The 14,789-nt window shown below is 66.6% G+C and carries 18 protein-coding genes; 8 read left to right on the forward strand and 10 right to left on the reverse strand.

Annotation, left to right across the window (positions count from 1 at the left end; all coding sequences use genetic code 11):
• Positions 1–39: 39 nt before the first annotated feature.
• On the reverse strand, positions 40–444 hold the full coding sequence (gene hisI / locus ACLNGM_RS12610; protein WP_416358441.1) for a phosphoribosyl-AMP cyclohydrolase: 405 nt from the start codon (positions 442–444) through the stop codon (positions 40–42).
• Between the two features lie 2 nt (positions 445–446).
• On the reverse strand, positions 447–1,067 hold the full coding sequence (folE, locus tag ACLNGM_RS12615) for a GTP cyclohydrolase I FolE (RefSeq protein WP_090965983.1): 621 nt from the start codon (positions 1,065–1,067) through the stop codon (positions 447–449).
• Positions 1,068–1,289: 222 nt separating this feature from the next.
• Between folE and ACLNGM_RS12620 the strand changes: the two genes are divergently transcribed.
• The 3 genes from ACLNGM_RS12620 to thrS all read left to right on the forward strand — a co-directional run bounded on the left by ACLNGM_RS12620 (position 1,290) and on the right by thrS (position 4,124).
• Positions 1,290–1,733 carry an iron-sulfur cluster assembly scaffold protein gene (locus ACLNGM_RS12620; protein WP_416355180.1) on the forward strand — a complete coding sequence of 148 codons (444 nt, stop codon included), beginning with the start codon at positions 1,290–1,292 and terminating at the stop codon, positions 1,731–1,733.
• Positions 1,730–2,026 carry a membrane protein insertion efficiency factor YidD gene (gene yidD / locus ACLNGM_RS12625; RefSeq protein WP_416355181.1) on the forward strand — a complete coding sequence of 99 codons (297 nt, stop codon included), beginning with the start codon at positions 1,730–1,732 and terminating at the stop codon, positions 2,024–2,026. The genes ACLNGM_RS12620 and yidD overlap by 4 nt, the downstream gene beginning before the upstream one ends.
• 133 nt (positions 2,027–2,159) lie before the next feature.
• Positions 2,160–4,124: a threonine--tRNA ligase gene (gene thrS / locus ACLNGM_RS12630; protein ID WP_416355182.1), complete on the forward strand. Its 1,965-nt coding sequence runs from the start codon at positions 2,160–2,162 to the stop codon at positions 4,122–4,124.
• 34 nt (positions 4,125–4,158) lie between these two features.
• Here the strand turns inward: thrS and ACLNGM_RS12635 are convergent, their stop codons facing one another.
• Complete coding sequence (locus tag ACLNGM_RS12635; protein ID WP_416355183.1) at positions 4,159–5,277, reverse strand: hypothetical protein; 1,119 nt, start codon at positions 5,275–5,277, stop codon at positions 4,159–4,161.
• A 155-nt stretch (positions 5,278–5,432) separates the two neighbouring features.
• Between ACLNGM_RS12635 and ACLNGM_RS12640 the strand changes: the two genes are divergently transcribed.
• Genes ACLNGM_RS12640 through ACLNGM_RS12650 form a run of 3 tightly spaced genes read left to right on the forward strand, consistent with a single transcriptional unit; the run spans position 5,433 to position 7,864 of the window.
• Entirely contained in the window at positions 5,433–6,014 is a 582-nt protein-coding gene (locus tag ACLNGM_RS12640; RefSeq protein ID WP_090965973.1) for a nitroreductase, read from the forward strand.
• Entirely contained in the window at positions 6,014–6,637 is a 624-nt protein-coding gene (locus ACLNGM_RS12645; protein WP_416355184.1) for a flavin reductase family protein, read from the forward strand. Before ACLNGM_RS12640 ends, ACLNGM_RS12645 begins: the two co-directional genes overlap by 1 nt.
• A 51-nt stretch (positions 6,638–6,688) precedes the next feature.
• Entirely contained in the window at positions 6,689–7,864 is a 1,176-nt protein-coding gene (locus ACLNGM_RS12650; RefSeq protein ID WP_416355185.1) for a DUF2336 domain-containing protein, read from the forward strand.
• Between the two features lie 2 nt (positions 7,865–7,866).
• Here ACLNGM_RS12650 and ACLNGM_RS12655 read toward each other — a convergent pair whose 3' ends face one another.
• The 3 genes from ACLNGM_RS12655 to ACLNGM_RS12665 all read right to left on the reverse strand — a co-directional run bounded on the left by ACLNGM_RS12655 (position 7,867) and on the right by ACLNGM_RS12665 (position 11,349).
• On the reverse strand, positions 7,867–8,640 hold the full coding sequence (locus ACLNGM_RS12655) for an NAD kinase (RefSeq protein WP_055886632.1): 774 nt from the start codon (positions 8,638–8,640) through the stop codon (positions 7,867–7,869).
• Between the two features lie 96 nt (positions 8,641–8,736).
• On the reverse strand, positions 8,737–9,876 hold the full coding sequence (locus tag ACLNGM_RS12660) for a Gfo/Idh/MocA family protein (RefSeq protein WP_416355186.1): 1,140 nt from the start codon (positions 9,874–9,876) through the stop codon (positions 8,737–8,739).
• Positions 9,877–9,945: 69 nt separating this feature from the next.
• Positions 9,946–11,349: an MFS transporter gene (locus tag ACLNGM_RS12665; RefSeq protein WP_416355187.1), complete on the reverse strand. Its 1,404-nt coding sequence runs from the start codon at positions 11,347–11,349 to the stop codon at positions 9,946–9,948.
• A 131-nt stretch (positions 11,350–11,480) separates the two neighbouring features.
• Here ACLNGM_RS12665 and ACLNGM_RS12670 point away from each other — a divergent pair, with 131 nt between their 5' ends.
• Positions 11,481–12,131: an SOS response-associated peptidase gene (locus ACLNGM_RS12670; protein WP_416355188.1), complete on the forward strand. Its 651-nt coding sequence runs from the start codon at positions 11,481–11,483 to the stop codon at positions 12,129–12,131.
• A 3-nt stretch (positions 12,132–12,134) separates the two neighbouring features.
• Here the strand turns inward: ACLNGM_RS12670 and ACLNGM_RS12675 are convergent, their stop codons facing one another.
• Both ACLNGM_RS12675 and ACLNGM_RS12680 read right to left on the reverse strand, forming a co-directional pair.
• Positions 12,135–12,473, reverse strand: a complete 339-nt coding sequence (locus ACLNGM_RS12675) for a hypothetical protein (protein ID WP_416355189.1) — start codon at positions 12,471–12,473, stop codon at positions 12,135–12,137.
• A 23-nt stretch (positions 12,474–12,496) separates the two neighbouring features.
• Positions 12,497–12,841: a DUF2934 domain-containing protein gene (locus ACLNGM_RS12680; RefSeq protein WP_090965959.1), complete on the reverse strand. Its 345-nt coding sequence runs from the start codon at positions 12,839–12,841 to the stop codon at positions 12,497–12,499.
• Positions 12,842–12,980: 139 nt separating this feature from the next.
• Here ACLNGM_RS12680 and ACLNGM_RS12685 point away from each other — a divergent pair, with 139 nt between their 5' ends.
• Positions 12,981–14,063 (forward strand): enoyl-CoA hydratase/isomerase family protein, encoded by a 1,083-nt coding sequence (locus tag ACLNGM_RS12685; RefSeq protein WP_416355190.1) that lies wholly within the window; start codon positions 12,981–12,983, stop codon positions 14,061–14,063.
• On the opposite strand, the gene ACLNGM_RS12690 is transcribed toward ACLNGM_RS12685, so the two are convergent.
• Together ACLNGM_RS12690 and ACLNGM_RS12695 are read right to left on the reverse strand one after the other, a co-directional pair.
• On the reverse strand, positions 14,064–14,246 hold the full coding sequence (locus ACLNGM_RS12690) for a hypothetical protein (RefSeq protein WP_090965955.1): 183 nt from the start codon (positions 14,244–14,246) through the stop codon (positions 14,064–14,066).
• Between the two features lie 283 nt (positions 14,247–14,529).
• Positions 14,530–14,763 (reverse strand): hypothetical protein, encoded by a 234-nt coding sequence (locus ACLNGM_RS12695; protein ID WP_416355191.1) that lies wholly within the window; start codon positions 14,761–14,763, stop codon positions 14,530–14,532.
• Positions 14,764–14,789 lie beyond the last annotated feature (26 nt).

A 14,789-nucleotide genomic window follows, 5' to 3' on the forward strand; every position in this document is an offset into this window, starting at 1 on the left:
AACGCAGACACAACATGTTGTGCGCTGCGATAAAACGTGTCACCGCGCCGACAATTTTCCGCCATGCGGGCCGAGGGAAACGCTGCGGTAGAAGCAGGTTTCGCGCCCGGTGTGACAGGTGTCCTCAGGCTTCGCGACCGTGACCTTCAGCCACACCGCGTCCTGGTCGCAGTCGACGCGCATCTCCTGCACCGTCTGCAGCGCGCCCGACGTCTCGCCCTTCTTCCAGAGCGACTGCCTGGAGCGGCTCCAGTAATGCGCGATGCCGGTTCGGATCGTGAGATCCAGCGCCTCGGCGTTCATGTGGGCGACCATCAGCAGGCTACCGTCCGTGTCGCTGACGACTGCCGTGACGAGGCCCGCCGCGTCGAAACGCGGCGTCAGGACGCTGCCTTCCTCGAGGTCGGCCTTGGCGCCCGGCGGCGGGAACACGGCAGCCGGAATGCTCAACGGCCGCCGACCATGGCGAGGAACCGCGTCTGCTCCTCGCGGTCGTCACGGAACGAACCGTAGAACGAGGAGGTGACCGTGGTCGAGCCGTGGGTGCGGATGCCGCGCATCGACATGCACATGTGCTCGGCTTCAAGCAGCACCGCGACGCCCTTGGGCGTCAGCGCGCCGTCGATGACCGCTGCGATCTGCTCGGTCAGCTTCTCCTGCGTCTGGAGGCGACGCGCGAAGATTTCGACGACGCGGGGGATCTTCGACAGGCCCAGCACGCGGCCATCCGGCACGTAGGCGACATGCGCCTTGCCGATGATCGGCACCATGTGGTGTTCGCAATGCGAGGTGAAGGGAATGTCGCGCAGCAGGACCATTTCCTGGTAACCGGCGACCTCCTCGAAGGTGCGGCTGAGCACGTCGGCCGGCTGTTGGCCGTAGCCGCCGTAGAGCTCCTCATAGGCCTTGACCACGCGCCGCGGCGTATCGATCAGGCCCTCGCGCGCGGGATCCTCACCGATCCAGCGCAGGAGCGTTTCGACCGCGGCTTCGGCCTCCTCGCGGGTCGGTCGAACGACCGGTTCGGCCGTGGCGGCCGGAGCGAGCTTTCTGATGGTGGCGTCCATGATGAACCCTGAGCCGAGGCGATTGCGCCGGGGAAAGCCCGACGAAACACGCCGTTCGATCCGTTGGCCCGTTGATGTTATAGTATACCAGTTCCGTCAAGCGGGCGGATCGGGTGCAGCACCTGAGCGTCTACCGACGCCCCGCTGCCCCACCTATATAGTCGGTCCGAACGGTGCTTCACAGCATCATCGTTTCGCGACGCAGCGTCCACGGAACACGCCATGATCGACGATCTCTACAACGACAGAATTCTTGATCTCGCCGGCAATATCCCCCGGATCGGTCGCCTCGATGCGCCGGATGGCTCGGCTAGGGCGCATTCCAAGCTCTGCGGCTCGACCGTGACGGTCGATCTGAAGCTGACCGACGGGGTCGTCTCCGATTTCGCCCACGAGGTCCGCGCCTGTGCACTGGGGCAGGCGTCCTCGTCGGTCATGGCCCGCCACATCGTCGGCGCGACGCCAGCGGAACTGCGCGAGGTGCGCGAGGCGATGCAGAACATGCTGAAGGCCGGCGGTCCGTCACCGGAGGGACGCTTCGAGGAATTGCGTTATCTCGAGCCCGTCCGCGAGCACAAGGCGCGGCACGCGTCGACCATGCTGACCTTCGATGCGGTCGTCGAAGCGCTCGAAAAGGCCGAGGCGAAAATCGGCGTCGCGGCTTGAGCGGCGAGCGGCATCGCGGCCTTTCTCGTAATTATAAGGGGCCCTGGCGGCGGACGCCCGGCCGCCTTCTCGGCGTTGGCCTCGTTCGCCTTTATCAATTGACGTTCTCGCCCCTCGTCGGCGGGCATTGCCGGCATATCCCGACCTGTTCCGAATACGCCTACGAGGCTGTCGCGCGCCATGGCCTGTGGCGGGGCGGCTGGCTGGCGGCTCGGCGGGTCGGCCGCTGCGGACCGTTCGGATCGGGCGGGCTCGACCCGGTGCCGGGCGACGACAAGCCTGCGGGACGCTGACCTCGTCGGTTTCCGCGCGCTTGCGCCGGTGGCGGGCGGTGATAGAAGTCGCGACTTCGCGAGGGGCCGGGCGCCCCCATCGATCCAGCTTTCCCGCAATCGTTGGCGGGGGTGAGCATCCGAGGACACTGCCATGATCGACCTGACCTTCCCCGACCAGTCCGTCCGCTCCTATGAGCCCTCCGCCACCGGCGCAGACATCGCCGCCGGCATTTCGAAGTCGCTGGCCAAGAAGGCGATCGCCTATGCGCTGGACGGCGAGGTCCGCGACCTGTCCGACCCGGTCGGACGCGCCGGCAGGCTGGAGATCCTGACGCGCGACGATCCGCGGGCGCTCGAACTCATCCGCCACGACACGGCTCACGTGCTGGCCGAGGCGGTTCAGGAAATCTGGCCGGGCACGCAGGTGACGATCGGCCCGGTGATCGAGAACGGCTTCTACTACGACTTCGCCAAGGACACGCCGTTCACGCCGGACGACCTGCCGGTGATCGAGAAGAAGATGGCGGAGATCATCCGCCGCAACGCGCCCTTCACCAAGGAAGTCTGGTCGCGCGAGGAAGCGCGCCGCGTGTTCGGCGAGAAGGGCGAGACCTACAAGGTCCAGCTGGTCGACGCGATCCCGGAAGGCCAGGATCTCAAGATCTACCGCCAGGGCGAGTGGTTCGATCTCTGCCGCGGCCCGCACATGGCCTCGACCGGCCAGATCGGCGAAGCCTTCAAGCTGATGAAGGTCGCGGGCGCCTACTGGCGCGGCGATTCGAACAACCCGATGCTGACGCGCATCTACGGCACGGCCTGGGCGACGCCGGAGCAGCTGAAGTCCTATCTCCACATGCTGGAGGAGGCGGAGAAGCGCGACCATCGCCGCCTCGGTCGCGAGATGGACCTCTTTCACTTCCAGGAGGAGGGGCCGGGCGTCGTGTTCTGGCATCCCAAGGGCTGGTCGCTGTTCCAGGACCTCGTCGCCTACATGCGCCGTCGCCTGAAGGGCGACTACGCCGAAGTGAATGCGCCGCAGGTGCTCGACAAGTCGCTGTGGGAGACCTCCGGCCACTGGGGCTGGTACCGCGAGAACATGTTCCAGGTGCAGTCGGCCGGCGACGAGGCGGAGGACAAGCGCGTCTTCGCGCTGAAGCCGATGAACTGCCCCGGCCACGTGATGATCTTCAAGCACGGCCTGAAGTCCTATCGTGAACTGCCGATCCGTTATGCCGAGTTCGGCACGGTGCATCGCTACGAGCCGTCGGGCGCCATGCACGGGCTGATGCGGGTGCGCGGCTTCACGCAGGATGACGCCCATATCTTCTGCACCGACGAGCAGATGCAAGCCGAGTGCCTGAAGATCAACGATCTGATCCTTTCGGTCTATCGCGACTTCGGCTTTGAGGAGATCGTGGTCAAGCTCTCGACGCGGCCGGAGAAGCGTGTCGGCACCGACGAGGTGTGGGACCGCGCGGAAAGCGTCATGCGCGATGTCCTGAAGACGATCGAGGCGCAGTCCGGCGGGCGGATCAAGACTGGCATCAACGAGGGCGAGGGCGCCTTTTACGGGCCGAAGTTCGAGTACACGCTGAAGGACGCGATCGGTCGCGAATGGCAGTGCGGCACGACGCAGGTCGACTTCAACCTGCCCGAGCGGTTCGGCGCGTTCTACATCGACAGCAACTCCGACAAGGTGCCGCCGGTGATGATCCACCGCGCCATCTGCGGCTCGCTGGAGCGCTTCCTCGGCATCCTGATCGAGAACTTCGCGGGCCACTTCCCGCTCTGGCTCGCGCCGACGCAGGTCGTCGTCGCGACGATCACGTCGGAAGCCGACGATTACGCTCGCTCGGTCGCCGAGGAGCTGAAGGCTGCCGGGATGCGTGTCGACATCGACGTGCGCAACGAGAAGATCAACTACAAGGTCCGCGAGCATTCGCTCGCAAAGGTCCCGGTGATCCTCGTTTGCGGCAAGCGCGAGGCCGAGGAGCGCTCGGTGAACCTTCGCCGCCTCGGCTCGCGCGACCAGGAGGCGATGAGCCTTGCCGACGCGCTGACGCTCCTTCGCGACGAAGCCGTCGCGCCGGACCTTCGCCCGCGCGCGGCCGCCTGACGTCAGCCGATTCTGCCGGCGGCTGGGGGCTTCCCTAGTCGCCGGTGCCGACTTCCGGACTGTTGGGATCGACGAGGTCGCTGGTCAGGACCTCGACCTCCTCGTTCTCTCCGGGATGCACGGCGATCTGGCGCTGGAAGATGCGGTCCTTGTTGCGGGCGACGAGCACGTAATCGCCTTCCGTCAGCACCATCGACGCAAAGGCGCCGACGCTCTCGCGGATGATGTCGCCCTGGTCCGAGGTGACCGACCACGCCGTGTCGGCCAAGGCCTCGCCACCCTTCTCGCGCACCAGCTTCATCGTTACTTCCGCGGCGCGATGATGCAGCTTCGCGTCGGTGATCTTGCCCGCCTCCACGCGGATGTCGGCGCGCGCCACGGCGTTCACCGAGCCATAGCGCGAGATCACGTGGTAATCCCCGGCGTTCAGTCGCAGGACGCTGCCGGGGCCGACGCCAGGCGCGAGGAGCCGGCGCTCGCGGCCATCGCCCCCGCCCGAATAGACATCGAAGGTCAACTTGTCGTCCGGCAGCTTTCCGCCGTCGAGGATTTCCGCGTGCAGCCGCAGCCCGCCTGCGTCGAGCGCCACCGTTTCGTGCGTTTCCTCGCCCGAGAAATCGACGCGCTTCGTCACGCCTGCGCGCCCGAACCCGACATGCAGGAGATAGTTGCCGGCGGGCACGTCGAACACGGCCTGCGAGCCCTTTGCCATGGCGACGACCGGCAGCTTGCCATCGGGTCCCGGCACCGGGGCGAACAGCCGCCAGACGAGGTCGGACGGGATCTCCGGGCCGTTCTTCCCAAGCGTCGCCTTGAGGCGCAGGCTCTTCTTCAGACGCACGATGTCGAGCTGCGGCGGGGGCTGGGGTGCGAAGGCGGGGAGATTGGGCAGTTCAAGATCGGTGCCGAGGCCGGCATCCGGACGTTCGGGCAGGGCGATCGGCTCGAGCTTGCGCAATCCGACCGACGGCGGGACGCCGATATCGCGGCTGCGCACATCCTGCGGAATGGCGGAGGGAGAGGCATAGGCGCCGGGCTGATCGGGCCCGCCCGGACCGCCCGGCCCCGGAGGGGCGTCCTGCGCGCCGGCCGGTCCCTGTGGGGCGAGGAGAGCGGCGAGGGACAAGGCGATGCCGGATGCGCGCTTGATCAACCTTCAACCTCCATAGGCCTGCCATTTGGATGCCTGTTCAAGGCCATCTCTCAGGTCATTTCAAGGCAGGTTCGCAAGACGGCGGCAAGTGGTCCGGTTGGCCGGCGTCCCGATCTCGGATAGCACCACGTCCAGGCTTCACGAGGATTCGTTCGATGATCGACGCCAAGACACTGCTGGCCACGCGCCGCTCGGTCTCCATTCCAGCGCTCCGGGAACCCGGTCCCTCCGAGGCGGAGCTCAACGAAATTCTGACCGCCGCGTCGCGCGTGCCAGACCATGGAAAGCTGGCGCCCTGGCGCTTCATTCTTTTCAGGGGGGTGGCGGCCCCGGCGCTCGGAAAGGCCTTGGCGGACCTTGCGGAGACGCGCGAAGGACCTCTGAGCGAAGCGCGGCGCGCCTACGAGGAAGCACGTTTCACGCGGGCGCCGCTCGTGATCGGCGTCGTTTCCACCGCCAAGCCTCACTTCAAGATTCCGGAATGGGAGCAGGTCCTCTCGGCCGGCGCCGCGACCATGAACCTCATCCATGCCGCGCACGCCCGCGGCTTCGCCGCGAACTGGATCACCGAATGGGTCGCCTACGACGAGGAGGCCAAACGGCTGATGGGCGTCGCGGCGGAGGAGAAGGTCGTCGGCTTCGTCTATGTCGGCACGCCGTCCGAGGTGCCGAGCGACCGTCCGAGGCCGGACCTGTCGGCTGTGGTGTCCGATGCTCCGATGCCGGTGGTCGCCTGATGTTCTACGAAACCGCCACCAACGACCACGGTCTTCCGCACGACCCGTTCAAGGCGATCGTCGCACCGCGCCCGATCGGCTGGATCTCGACGCGCGCCCCGGACGGCACGACCAATCTTGCGCCCTACAGCTTCTTCAATGCCCTGTCCGACAAGCCGAAGCTCGTCATGTTCTCGTCGACCGGCATGAAGCATTCGGCGAGCCATGCGATCGCGACCGGCGAGTTCGTCGTCAACCTCGCCACGCGCGATCTCGCCGAACATGTCAACCGATCGTCCGTGCCGGCCGAAGCGGGCGTCAGCGAGTTCGCCCTGACGGGTTTGACCGAGGCGCCCTGCCGGCTCGTCGCCGCACCGCGCGTCGCCGAAGCGCCCGCCGCGCTGGAATGCCGACTGACCCAGTGGTTCCGACCGATCGGGCTCGACGGCAACGACAGCGACGCGGTGATGGTGATCGGTCAGGTCGTCGGGATCCACATCGACGAACGCATCCTGCGGGACGGGCGGATCGCGCTCGATCTCGCCCGGCCTCTGTCGCGACTCGGCTATCTCGACTTCGCCTCGACCGACGACGCCTTCGAGCTTCGGCGTCCGACGCGAGCGGACGCGGTCCCGCAGGGTTAAGCAACTGCGAGCGAGCGTGGTGAACGCTTTCTTAAAGCTTTCAAGGTCACCATGGCCCGCATCGAATATGATGCGGGTCTTGGGTCCATGCTGGCACAGCAATTCGTCTTCTGGTGCGAAACCGCGACGGCTGCCGAACGCTGCGCAGCCGTGGAGATGCTTGCGGACGCGGTGGTGAACCGGAAGTTCCTGCCAAACGATCTCCGCGAGGCGGAAGCGGCCTTGGTGATCGCAGCGGAAGACGCGTCGCCCCGCGTGCGCCGTGCCATCGCGGACGGCATCGCGGATGCCTCGACGGTGTCGCGCCAGCTCGTCCGCATGCTTTCGACCGACATCGACGACGTGGCGCTGCCGGTGGTCCTCCTCTCGCCCATGCTGACCGACGACGATCTCTGCGAACTCGTGCGGGCGGGGCGGTTGGGGCTTGGCGTCGCCATCGCGCGGCGCGCCGACGTGTCGGTCGGCGTGGCGGGCGTGATCGTTTCGGTCGGGGAGCCGGTAGCGTGTCTCGAACTTGCAAGGAACCAGGGCGCGACTCTCGACGAGGCGGCGATGACGCGTCTTGTCGACATGGCAGCCGACGTCGGTGAGCTCCGCTACGCGCTTCTCCAGCGGAGCGACCTGCCGGCCGGGCCGCGCCATGCGCTCCTGTCCCAGCTTGGCGAGGCGCTCTGCTCGTCGCCGCTCGTCGCCAACGTCGTCGGGCTGTCGCGAGCGTCGCGGCTGCGCGAGGAGGTGCAGGAGCAGGCGACGGCTTCGCTGATCGATACGATCAAGGCCGACGAAATGACGGCCTTCGTCGAGCAGTTGCGCGGAACGAGCCAGCTCAACGCCGCCGTGCTCGTGCGCGCGGTCTGCATGGGGCGGATCGACCTCTTCGCTGCATCCCTCGCCCGACTGACCAATCTGCCGGAGGCGCGCGTCCGGTCGATCATCGCCGAAGCGAGAGAGCCCGCCTTTGCCGCGCTCGCTTCAGCCGCCGGATTGCCGAAGACCGTGGTGCCGCTCCTCCTGTCGGCGGTGCGTGTCTGGAAGGACATGGCGGCCGACGACCGGTTCGATTCCGCCGACGTTGCGTCCACCGTGATGGACCGCCTGACGATCGCCTTCCGCAAGACCGAGCGCGCGGGCGAAGGCGAAGAGCTCGGCCGCCTTCTGCATCGCATGTCCTGCGAGGTGCAGCAGGGCGCGGCGCGGCGTCGGGCCGAGCGCTATCTCGCGGCCTGAGATCAGTAGCGGAACTGTTCGGCGAGGATCCGCTCGTCCCACGAATGCTCGGCATCGAACAGGATGAGGCTTCGCAGGTCCGCCGATTCGCGGATGCGGATCGACTGGACTGACTTGACCTCGCGATGATCGGCCACCGCATTGACCGGCCGCTTCTGCGCTTCCAGCACCTCGACATCGACGACCTGATGACGCGACAGGAGCGCTCCGCGCCACCGCCGCGGCCGAAACGCGCTGACGGGGGTCAGTGCGAGGAGCGGCGCGCTGATCGGCAGGATGGGTCCCTGAGCCGAGAGATTGTAGGCGGTCGAGCCCGTGGGCGTCGCGACGAGCACGCCGTCGCAGACGAGCTCTTCGAGGCGCGTCTTGCCGTCGATGCTGATCTTCAGCCGCGCCGCCTGATAGGACTGGCGGAAAAGGGCCACCTCGTTGATCGCCAGCGCCGAGTGGGGGAGGCCATCGCCGTCGACGGCCGTCATTTCCAGAGGATGGATCACTGTCTCGCTGGCGCGATCGAGCCGCTCGGAGAGGCCGTCCTCCCGGAACTCGTTCATCAGGAATCCGACGGTGCCCTTGTTCATCCCGTAGATCGGCTTGCCGGTATCCATGAAACGGTGGAGCACCTGCAGCATGAAGCCGTCGCCACCCAGCGCGACGATGACCTCTGCGTCCTCCGGCTCGACGGTTCGGTAGAGTGCGGCGAGACGCTCGGCGGCCTCCGTGGCCTCGGGCGAGTCGCTGGCGAGGATCGCGATGGGGCGTGACGTGCTCTGCATGATGGTCCGTTCTGGACGGGCTCGCCGTCGACGCGTGGGAGCGAACCTAGCCGCAATGTCGACCTGCGCAAGCCCTTCGGGCGGAACGAAGGCGCGTCAGAAGGTAGAGCGGGGCCGATACGGCATCGGATAGCCCTTCGTGTCCTGCGCCACGATCGACAGCTCCGTGACGTGAAGCGCGAAGGCGTCGGCCAGCGGTGGGCGCGTGCCGCTTCGGATCGCCTGCGCCATCAGTGCGGGCCCACGCATGAAGTCCATGCGCGACGAGGTTTCCGGCACCACGGCGCCGCTGCGCGGCACGCTGAGCCGGCGCCCGAACCAGTGCTTGATCGGTCGCCCGCGTTCCAGCCGCCGCAGTACCTTGCCGAAGATGCCAGCGCGCGGCCGCCAGTGGCCGGCGGGATCGCGCAGGTAGAGGGACGAGCGCGCGTTCCAGCCGTCCGTCACCGAAAGGACGCCGCCGGTGCCGACGATGTGCATTGACCGGTCGCTTGGGGCGGCCAGGCCGCAGGTGAGCCGCGCGACGACGCCGGAGCGAAATCGAAGACAGGCAACCGAGAAGTCGTTGGCGATCTCGTCCGGCGATTGCTGCGTGCCCTTGTCGGGGAACAGCTTGGCGGAAAACGCCGTCATCTCCGCCACGGGCCCGAAGAACTCGCAGAGCCAGGTGAGATAGTAGCCGGCGTGCTCGAGTGTGCAGCCGACGGCGAACTCGTCCTCGGCCGGCCACGGCGCACCCGACAGGCTTCGCCAGGTCCGGTAGTTCTCGCGAAAGACCATCGAGTCCTCCATTTCGGCGTAGACCAGACGGACGTCGCCGACCGTGCCGTCCTCGATGGTGCGCCGGGCAGTCTGCGCGGCTTCGCCCAGCACCGAGCAGGGCGCGGAGGCGATCTGCAGACCTCTGGCTCTTGCAAGTTCGACGAGTTCCTCGGCCTCGCCAATCTCCATCGCCAAAGGTTTCTCGGAATAGACATGCCGGCCGGCTTCGAGGCAGGCTTTCGAGATCGCAGAATGGCTGGCCGGGTTCGTGAGGTTGACGACCAGCTCGATCGTCGGGTCAGCCAGAAGATCTTCCAGCGTCGGGTAGATAGGCGTGCCGTGGAAGGCCGCGAACCGCTTGGCCGCCCACTCGTCGCGATCGTAGGCACCGACGAGCTTCAGGTCCGGATGATTGGGAAGCGTCGTCATGTAGTAGTCGGCGACGAACCCGCAGCCGACGATCGCGATGTTCATGGCGGCCTCCGCGCAGTCCCGTCTGACAAGCTCTGCCACCGGAGGCCATAAGGAATTGCCAACGGCGGATCAGCCGCCGGCCGCCGTCTCCTCGGCATGCAGCGTGTTTGCGGACGGAGCCGTCTTCGGCGCCTCGTAGCGACGAAGGAGGGAAGGCACGATACCGGCGGCTGCCAGGGCTGCGGCCAGAAGCAGGGCCGACGTCAGCGGATGGCTGGGTACGAGGCCGAACATCACCGCCACCAGGGCCACCCCAAGCGACTGACCCACCAGCCTCGCGGTGGACTGGATGCCGCTCGCCCCACCGCTGCGCTCGCGCGGGGCGCTGGTGATCAGGATCTTGTTGTTGGGTGTCTGGAAGAGACCGAAGCCGAAACCCGCCAACGCCAGCCGCCAGACGAGATCGGCGTCGCTCGGCGTCGATGGAACGAGCACGAGAGCCAGGAGGCCGGCGGAGAACAGAACCAGACCGATGGCGCTCAGGCGGCCGGGATTGAAGCGATCGGCCAGACGCCCAGAGATTGCAGCGGCGATTGCCGTCGCAATGGGCCAAGGGGTCAGCAGCAGCCCGGTCTCGGCGGGAGAGCGGCCGAGCTGGTCATGCAGCAGGAAGGGTAGGGACACGAACGCGATGCCCTGTGCGCCGAAGGAACAGACCGATGTGGCGGCGGACAAGGCGAAGATGGGACGCCGAAGCAGATCCACCGGCAGGATCGGCTCGGCGATCTTCAGCTGCTTGAGCACGAACACGGTTCCGACGATCAGCCCGCCTGCGATCAGCGCTAGCGAAAGCGCGAGGCCTTCGGAATGGCCGATCCCGTTCACGCCTGAGATCAGCATGCCGAAGGTCAGGGCGCTCATCACGGCGCTCTTGAGATCGAAGGCCTGACCCGACTTCGGCGTGTCGGGCAGGGTTCGCGACCCCGCGAGAAGCGCCAGGAGACCGACCGGAACGTTGATCAGGAACAGGGCCGGCCAGGAGGCGACCGACAGGATCGCGCCCGCCAGCGACGGGCCGGCCGCCGAGGACACGCCGACCACGATCGCGACCCGTCCGACAGCACGTCCCAGCCGCGAAGCCGGGAAGATGAAGCGGACCAAGGCGATGTTGACGCTCATGATGCCTGCAGCCCCGATGCCCTGGAGCACGCGAGCGGCGATCAGCATGTCCAGCGAGCGGGACAGCGCACAGACGAGCGAGGCGAGGGTGAAGATGCCGAGGCCCGTCAGGTAGACGCGCCTATACCCGAGGATCTCGCCAAGGCGCGCCAGCGGCAGGAGCAGAACGGTGACCGCCAGCTGATAGCCGTTGACCACCCAGATCGCCTCGACTGGCGAAACGCCGAGATCCTGCGTGATGGGTGGTAGCGCGACATTGGCGACCGTGCCGTCGAGCACGGCAACGAAGAGCGCCATGGCGATCGTGCCGAAGGCCAGTCGGCGGCGAAGGGGAGGCAACCCGTCCTGATGCATGGGGATCGATCGAACCTGGATGCGGGGCGGCGATGGTCGGGGATGGTCCCATTGCGATCGCCAGCTAGTTTTGGGGCTTGGACCACGCCCTGCCGTTTGTTGGCAAGTCCGCGGCTGGAAGGGGACGACGGATGTGCAACCTGTATTCGATAACGACGACGCAGTCCGCGATGCGGGATTTTGCCCGGGCGACACGGGATCGGCTGGGAAATCTCGCGACGATGCCCGCGGTCTTCCCCGACCACAGCGCACCGATCGTCCGGGTGTCGGACGGTCAGCGCGAACTCGCCATGGCCCGGTGGGGCATGCCCTCGCCGCAGTTCGCATTGAAGGGCCGGTCGACCGATCCCGGCGTCACCAACATCCGCAACACGGACAGCCCGCACTGGCGTCGCTGGCTGGCGCCTGCCCATCGCTGCCTCGTCCCGTTCAACGCGTTCTGCGAATACGAAACCTTGGACGACGGGTCGAAGGTCCCGACCTGGTTCGCCGCGTCCGAGGACCGACCGACGCTGGCTTTCGCCGGAGTCTGGACGACCTGGACCAGCACTCGCCGCAAGGCAGAGGGCGAGGTGACGGTGGACGCGTTCGGGTTCCTGACGATCACGGCCAATGCGGTCGTCAGTCCGATCCATCCGAAAGCCATGCCTGTCATCCTTACCACGCCGTCCGAGATGGAGGCATGGATGGAAGCACCATGGCCCGAAGCCCGTTCGCTGCAGCGGCCCCTGCCGGACGGTGCCTTGCGCATCGTTGCCAGGGGCCAGCGCAGCGATGGCTAAGGGTCAGACCTTGAAGTCGAGTTCCTCGGGGCTTCCCGCAACGCGATCTTCGGCCTGCTGGCGCACGGCTTCGTCCTGGTCGGCGAGGCCATCCTCCGTTTCGTCGTAGCCGGTGCCCGGCATGGGCGCCGTGATCTCGCTGCGCGGCTCGGCGCGAATGTCGGCGTGCGTCGCCTCGTCATCCAGCAACGGATCGGCCGCGCGGTCCTCCGGATCGCGCATCGCTTCCGCCGTGGCGGACTCGAGAAGGGCGCGATCGGCTTCGCTGATGTCTGAGGTCTCGGCAAATTCGCTGCGCTGCCGGTCGTTCGGCATGCGCTGCTCGGGAAAATCTTTGGCCATGAACGTGTGCTCCTTCTTTTGCTTCAGGGGCGCGTGCCCTGCGAGGGCACCGTGTTGTCGGGATCCTTGTCGGCGTCGTTCGCGCCCGTGGTCTCGCGTGCGGCCTGCCAGCTCGGGCCTCGCGCGCCTTCGCCGATGTCGGTCAGTTCGGGAAACTCGCCCTGGTTCTCGAAGGCTACGGCAGGCTCCGGCTCGTCCTCGAGCGTCTCCTCGACAGGCGTCAGGGTGGACCCGAAGCTGTCCTTTAGCGCGACGATCTCGCGAGCCTGAAGCCAATGCGACGCTGCGCGTCCCTCTGGCCGACCTTCCGATTCCCAGATTTCGTGCGCCTTCTGGCGAACCCGATCCTCGTCCAGCGTCGTGCTCATCTCTGTTATCCCGTTCACGTCATTCGTGATGGGATTACGCGCGACCGACGCACCGGTTGCATCGCGAAGGACGAGTTCGCCGTGACAGCCCGGGTTTTCCACGGCAACGTGGAAGCGCACGAAGGGAGGAGGCGGCGCGATGGGGAACGAACAGGATACGGTGATCGCCCACCGCGAGGGTGGCGCGGGCGTGATACGCCTCAATCGGCCGAAGGCGCTCAACGCGCTCGATCTCGGCATGGTGCGTTCCATGCGAAGGGCGCTCGAGATGTTCCTCGACGATCCCGCCGTCGCGCTCGTCATCCTCGAGGGAGAGGGCGAGCGTGCCTTCTGCGCGGGCGGCGATATTCGCGCCGTCGTGGCAAGCGGTCGCGCTCGAGATGGGGTGGCGGAAGCCTTCTGGCGCGAGGAATACGAGTTGCTGGCGCGGCTCGCAGGCGCCAGCAAGCCTGTGGTCGCGCTCACCGATGGCATCGTCATGGGGGGAGGCGCCGGGCTGGTCATGCACCTCCGGCACCGCGTGGCCACGGAGCGCGTGCGGTTTGCCATGCCCGAAGTCGGGATCGGTTTCCTCCCTGATGTCGGTGCGACCTTCGTCCTGTCCCGCCTCGAAGGGGCGTTCGGCCGCTATCTCGCCCTGACGGGAGAGCCGATCGGGGCAGGGGATGCGATCGAGGCAGGCCTTTTCGATTGCTGCATCCCGTCCAATCGGCTGGCGGACTTAAGAGCCCAGCTGACGAGGCTCCAGCCGGTGACGGACCACGCCACCGTTGCCGCCTTGATCGAAGGCGAAGCCGACCAGATCGGAGCGCCGCTTCTCGATCATCATGGGACCGCGATCGCCGAGGCGTTCGGAAGGGAAGACTTGTCGGAAATCGAAACGGCGCTCGCGGACATGAAGTCCGATCCCGTGCATGGAGACTTCGCCCAACGGACGCTTGCAACGATGCAGGGCCGATCGCCGTGGTCCATGGCATTGACGAACCAGCTCCTGGCGGCCGGCGAAGCCAGCAAAACCTTGGAAGCCTGTCTCATCCGCGAGTTTCGGGCCGCCTGCTTCTGTCTCGAAGTCGACGACTTCTACGAGGGCGTGCGGGCAGCCGTGATCGACAAGGATCGCAACCCACAATGGCCGTCGAGGCGGGAAGGCTGGCGCCAGCCGGACCTCGGCGTCGTCCTGGCCGAGCGCGACGGGCGGCCTGACCCGTCGTTCGATCGGTGATCAAGGGTTGGCGGCAGCCTTGTCGTCGAGGATGCGGGCGAGTTCGACGGCCGTCCCCGAAAAGGTCTTGCCGCGATCCGGCTCGCGGAAGCACTTCCAGAGGTTCGTCTTCTTGTCGCGCTTCCAGCCGGCTTTCGCGATCCTGGCTTCGGCTGCGGTCTCGTGCGGTGTCTTGAAGGCCATCGGTCCGGATTCCCGTCTTGGTGGATCCTTCATAGTCAAACGCGGAGCGGTCGCGAAGAGCCGTCATCCGATACGAACACGCCGTTGCCAGTCCCTGAAAGATCGATCGTTCAGGGACCGCCAGCGACTGAACCCATCACCACCATGATGAGTTCGTCGAGATCGACCGGCCCGTTCAGGATCACGCCTGTCTCGGTCTCCTCGACCATCAGACGCCCATCACCGACTTCGGCCTGACGCTGTAGCTCGCCGACGATCGCCTAGCGGATGCTTTCCTCGACGCTCATCTCCGGCGCTCCGGATCGCTGGTGGTAACGCCGGGCGGATATTGGAGCCCGCCTGCGCTGGTTTCGTCGACATCCTCATCGCTGAGGATGGGATCGCGCGGTTCAGGCTTGCCGTCCTGCGCTTCCACTTCAACGAGATCGTTGTCGAGACCTGCGAACTGCGCTTCGATCTGACGCGCCTCCTCGGCCTCTGTATTCGCCGGCTTCGCCTTCTGTTCGTTCGGCTGCATGGAAAACCTCCGCGATCGTATCTGAG

The organism is Aureimonas phyllosphaerae (assembly GCF_047943035.1).
GTDB classification, from domain to species: domain Bacteria; phylum Pseudomonadota; class Alphaproteobacteria; order Rhizobiales; family Rhizobiaceae; genus Aureimonas; species Aureimonas phyllosphaerae.

Coding starts and splice junctions, on each gene's coding strand:
- folE (WP_090965983.1), bottom strand. CDS start 1,067: ATGGACGCCACCATCAGAAAGCTCGCTCCGGCCGCCACGGCCGAACCG.
- ACLNGM_RS12685 (WP_416355190.1), top strand. CDS start 12,981: ATGGGGAACGAACAGGATACGGTGATCGCCCACCGCGAGGGTGGCGCG.
- ACLNGM_RS12670 (WP_416355188.1), top strand. CDS start 11,481: ATGTGCAACCTGTATTCGATAACGACGACGCAGTCCGCGATGCGGGAT.
- ACLNGM_RS12655 (WP_055886632.1), bottom strand. CDS start 8,640: ATGCAGAGCACGTCACGCCCCATCGCGATCCTCGCCAGCGACTCGCCC.
- ACLNGM_RS12660 (WP_416355186.1), bottom strand. CDS start 9,876: ATGAACATCGCGATCGTCGGCTGCGGGTTCGTCGCCGACTACTACATG.
- ACLNGM_RS12695 (WP_416355191.1), bottom strand. CDS start 14,763: ATGCAGCCGAACGAACAGAAGGCGAAGCCGGCGAATACAGAGGCCGAG.
- ACLNGM_RS12650 (WP_416355185.1), top strand. CDS start 6,689: ATGGCCCGCATCGAATATGATGCGGGTCTTGGGTCCATGCTGGCACAG.
- ACLNGM_RS12665 (WP_416355187.1), bottom strand. CDS start 11,349: ATGCATCAGGACGGGTTGCCTCCCCTTCGCCGCCGACTGGCCTTCGGC.
- ACLNGM_RS12645 (WP_416355184.1), top strand. CDS start 6,014: ATGTTCTACGAAACCGCCACCAACGACCACGGTCTTCCGCACGACCCG.
- ACLNGM_RS12675 (WP_416355189.1), bottom strand. CDS start 12,473: ATGGCCAAAGATTTTCCCGAGCAGCGCATGCCGAACGACCGGCAGCGC.
- ACLNGM_RS12680 (WP_090965959.1), bottom strand. CDS start 12,841: ATGAGCACGACGCTGGACGAGGATCGGGTTCGCCAGAAGGCGCACGAA.
- ACLNGM_RS12690 (WP_090965955.1), bottom strand. CDS start 14,246: ATGGCCTTCAAGACACCGCACGAGACCGCAGCCGAAGCCAGGATCGCG.
- ACLNGM_RS12620 (WP_416355180.1), top strand. CDS start 1,290: ATGATCGACGATCTCTACAACGACAGAATTCTTGATCTCGCCGGCAAT.
- ACLNGM_RS12640 (WP_090965973.1), top strand. CDS start 5,433: ATGATCGACGCCAAGACACTGCTGGCCACGCGCCGCTCGGTCTCCATT.
- thrS (WP_416355182.1), top strand. CDS start 2,160: ATGATCGACCTGACCTTCCCCGACCAGTCCGTCCGCTCCTATGAGCCC.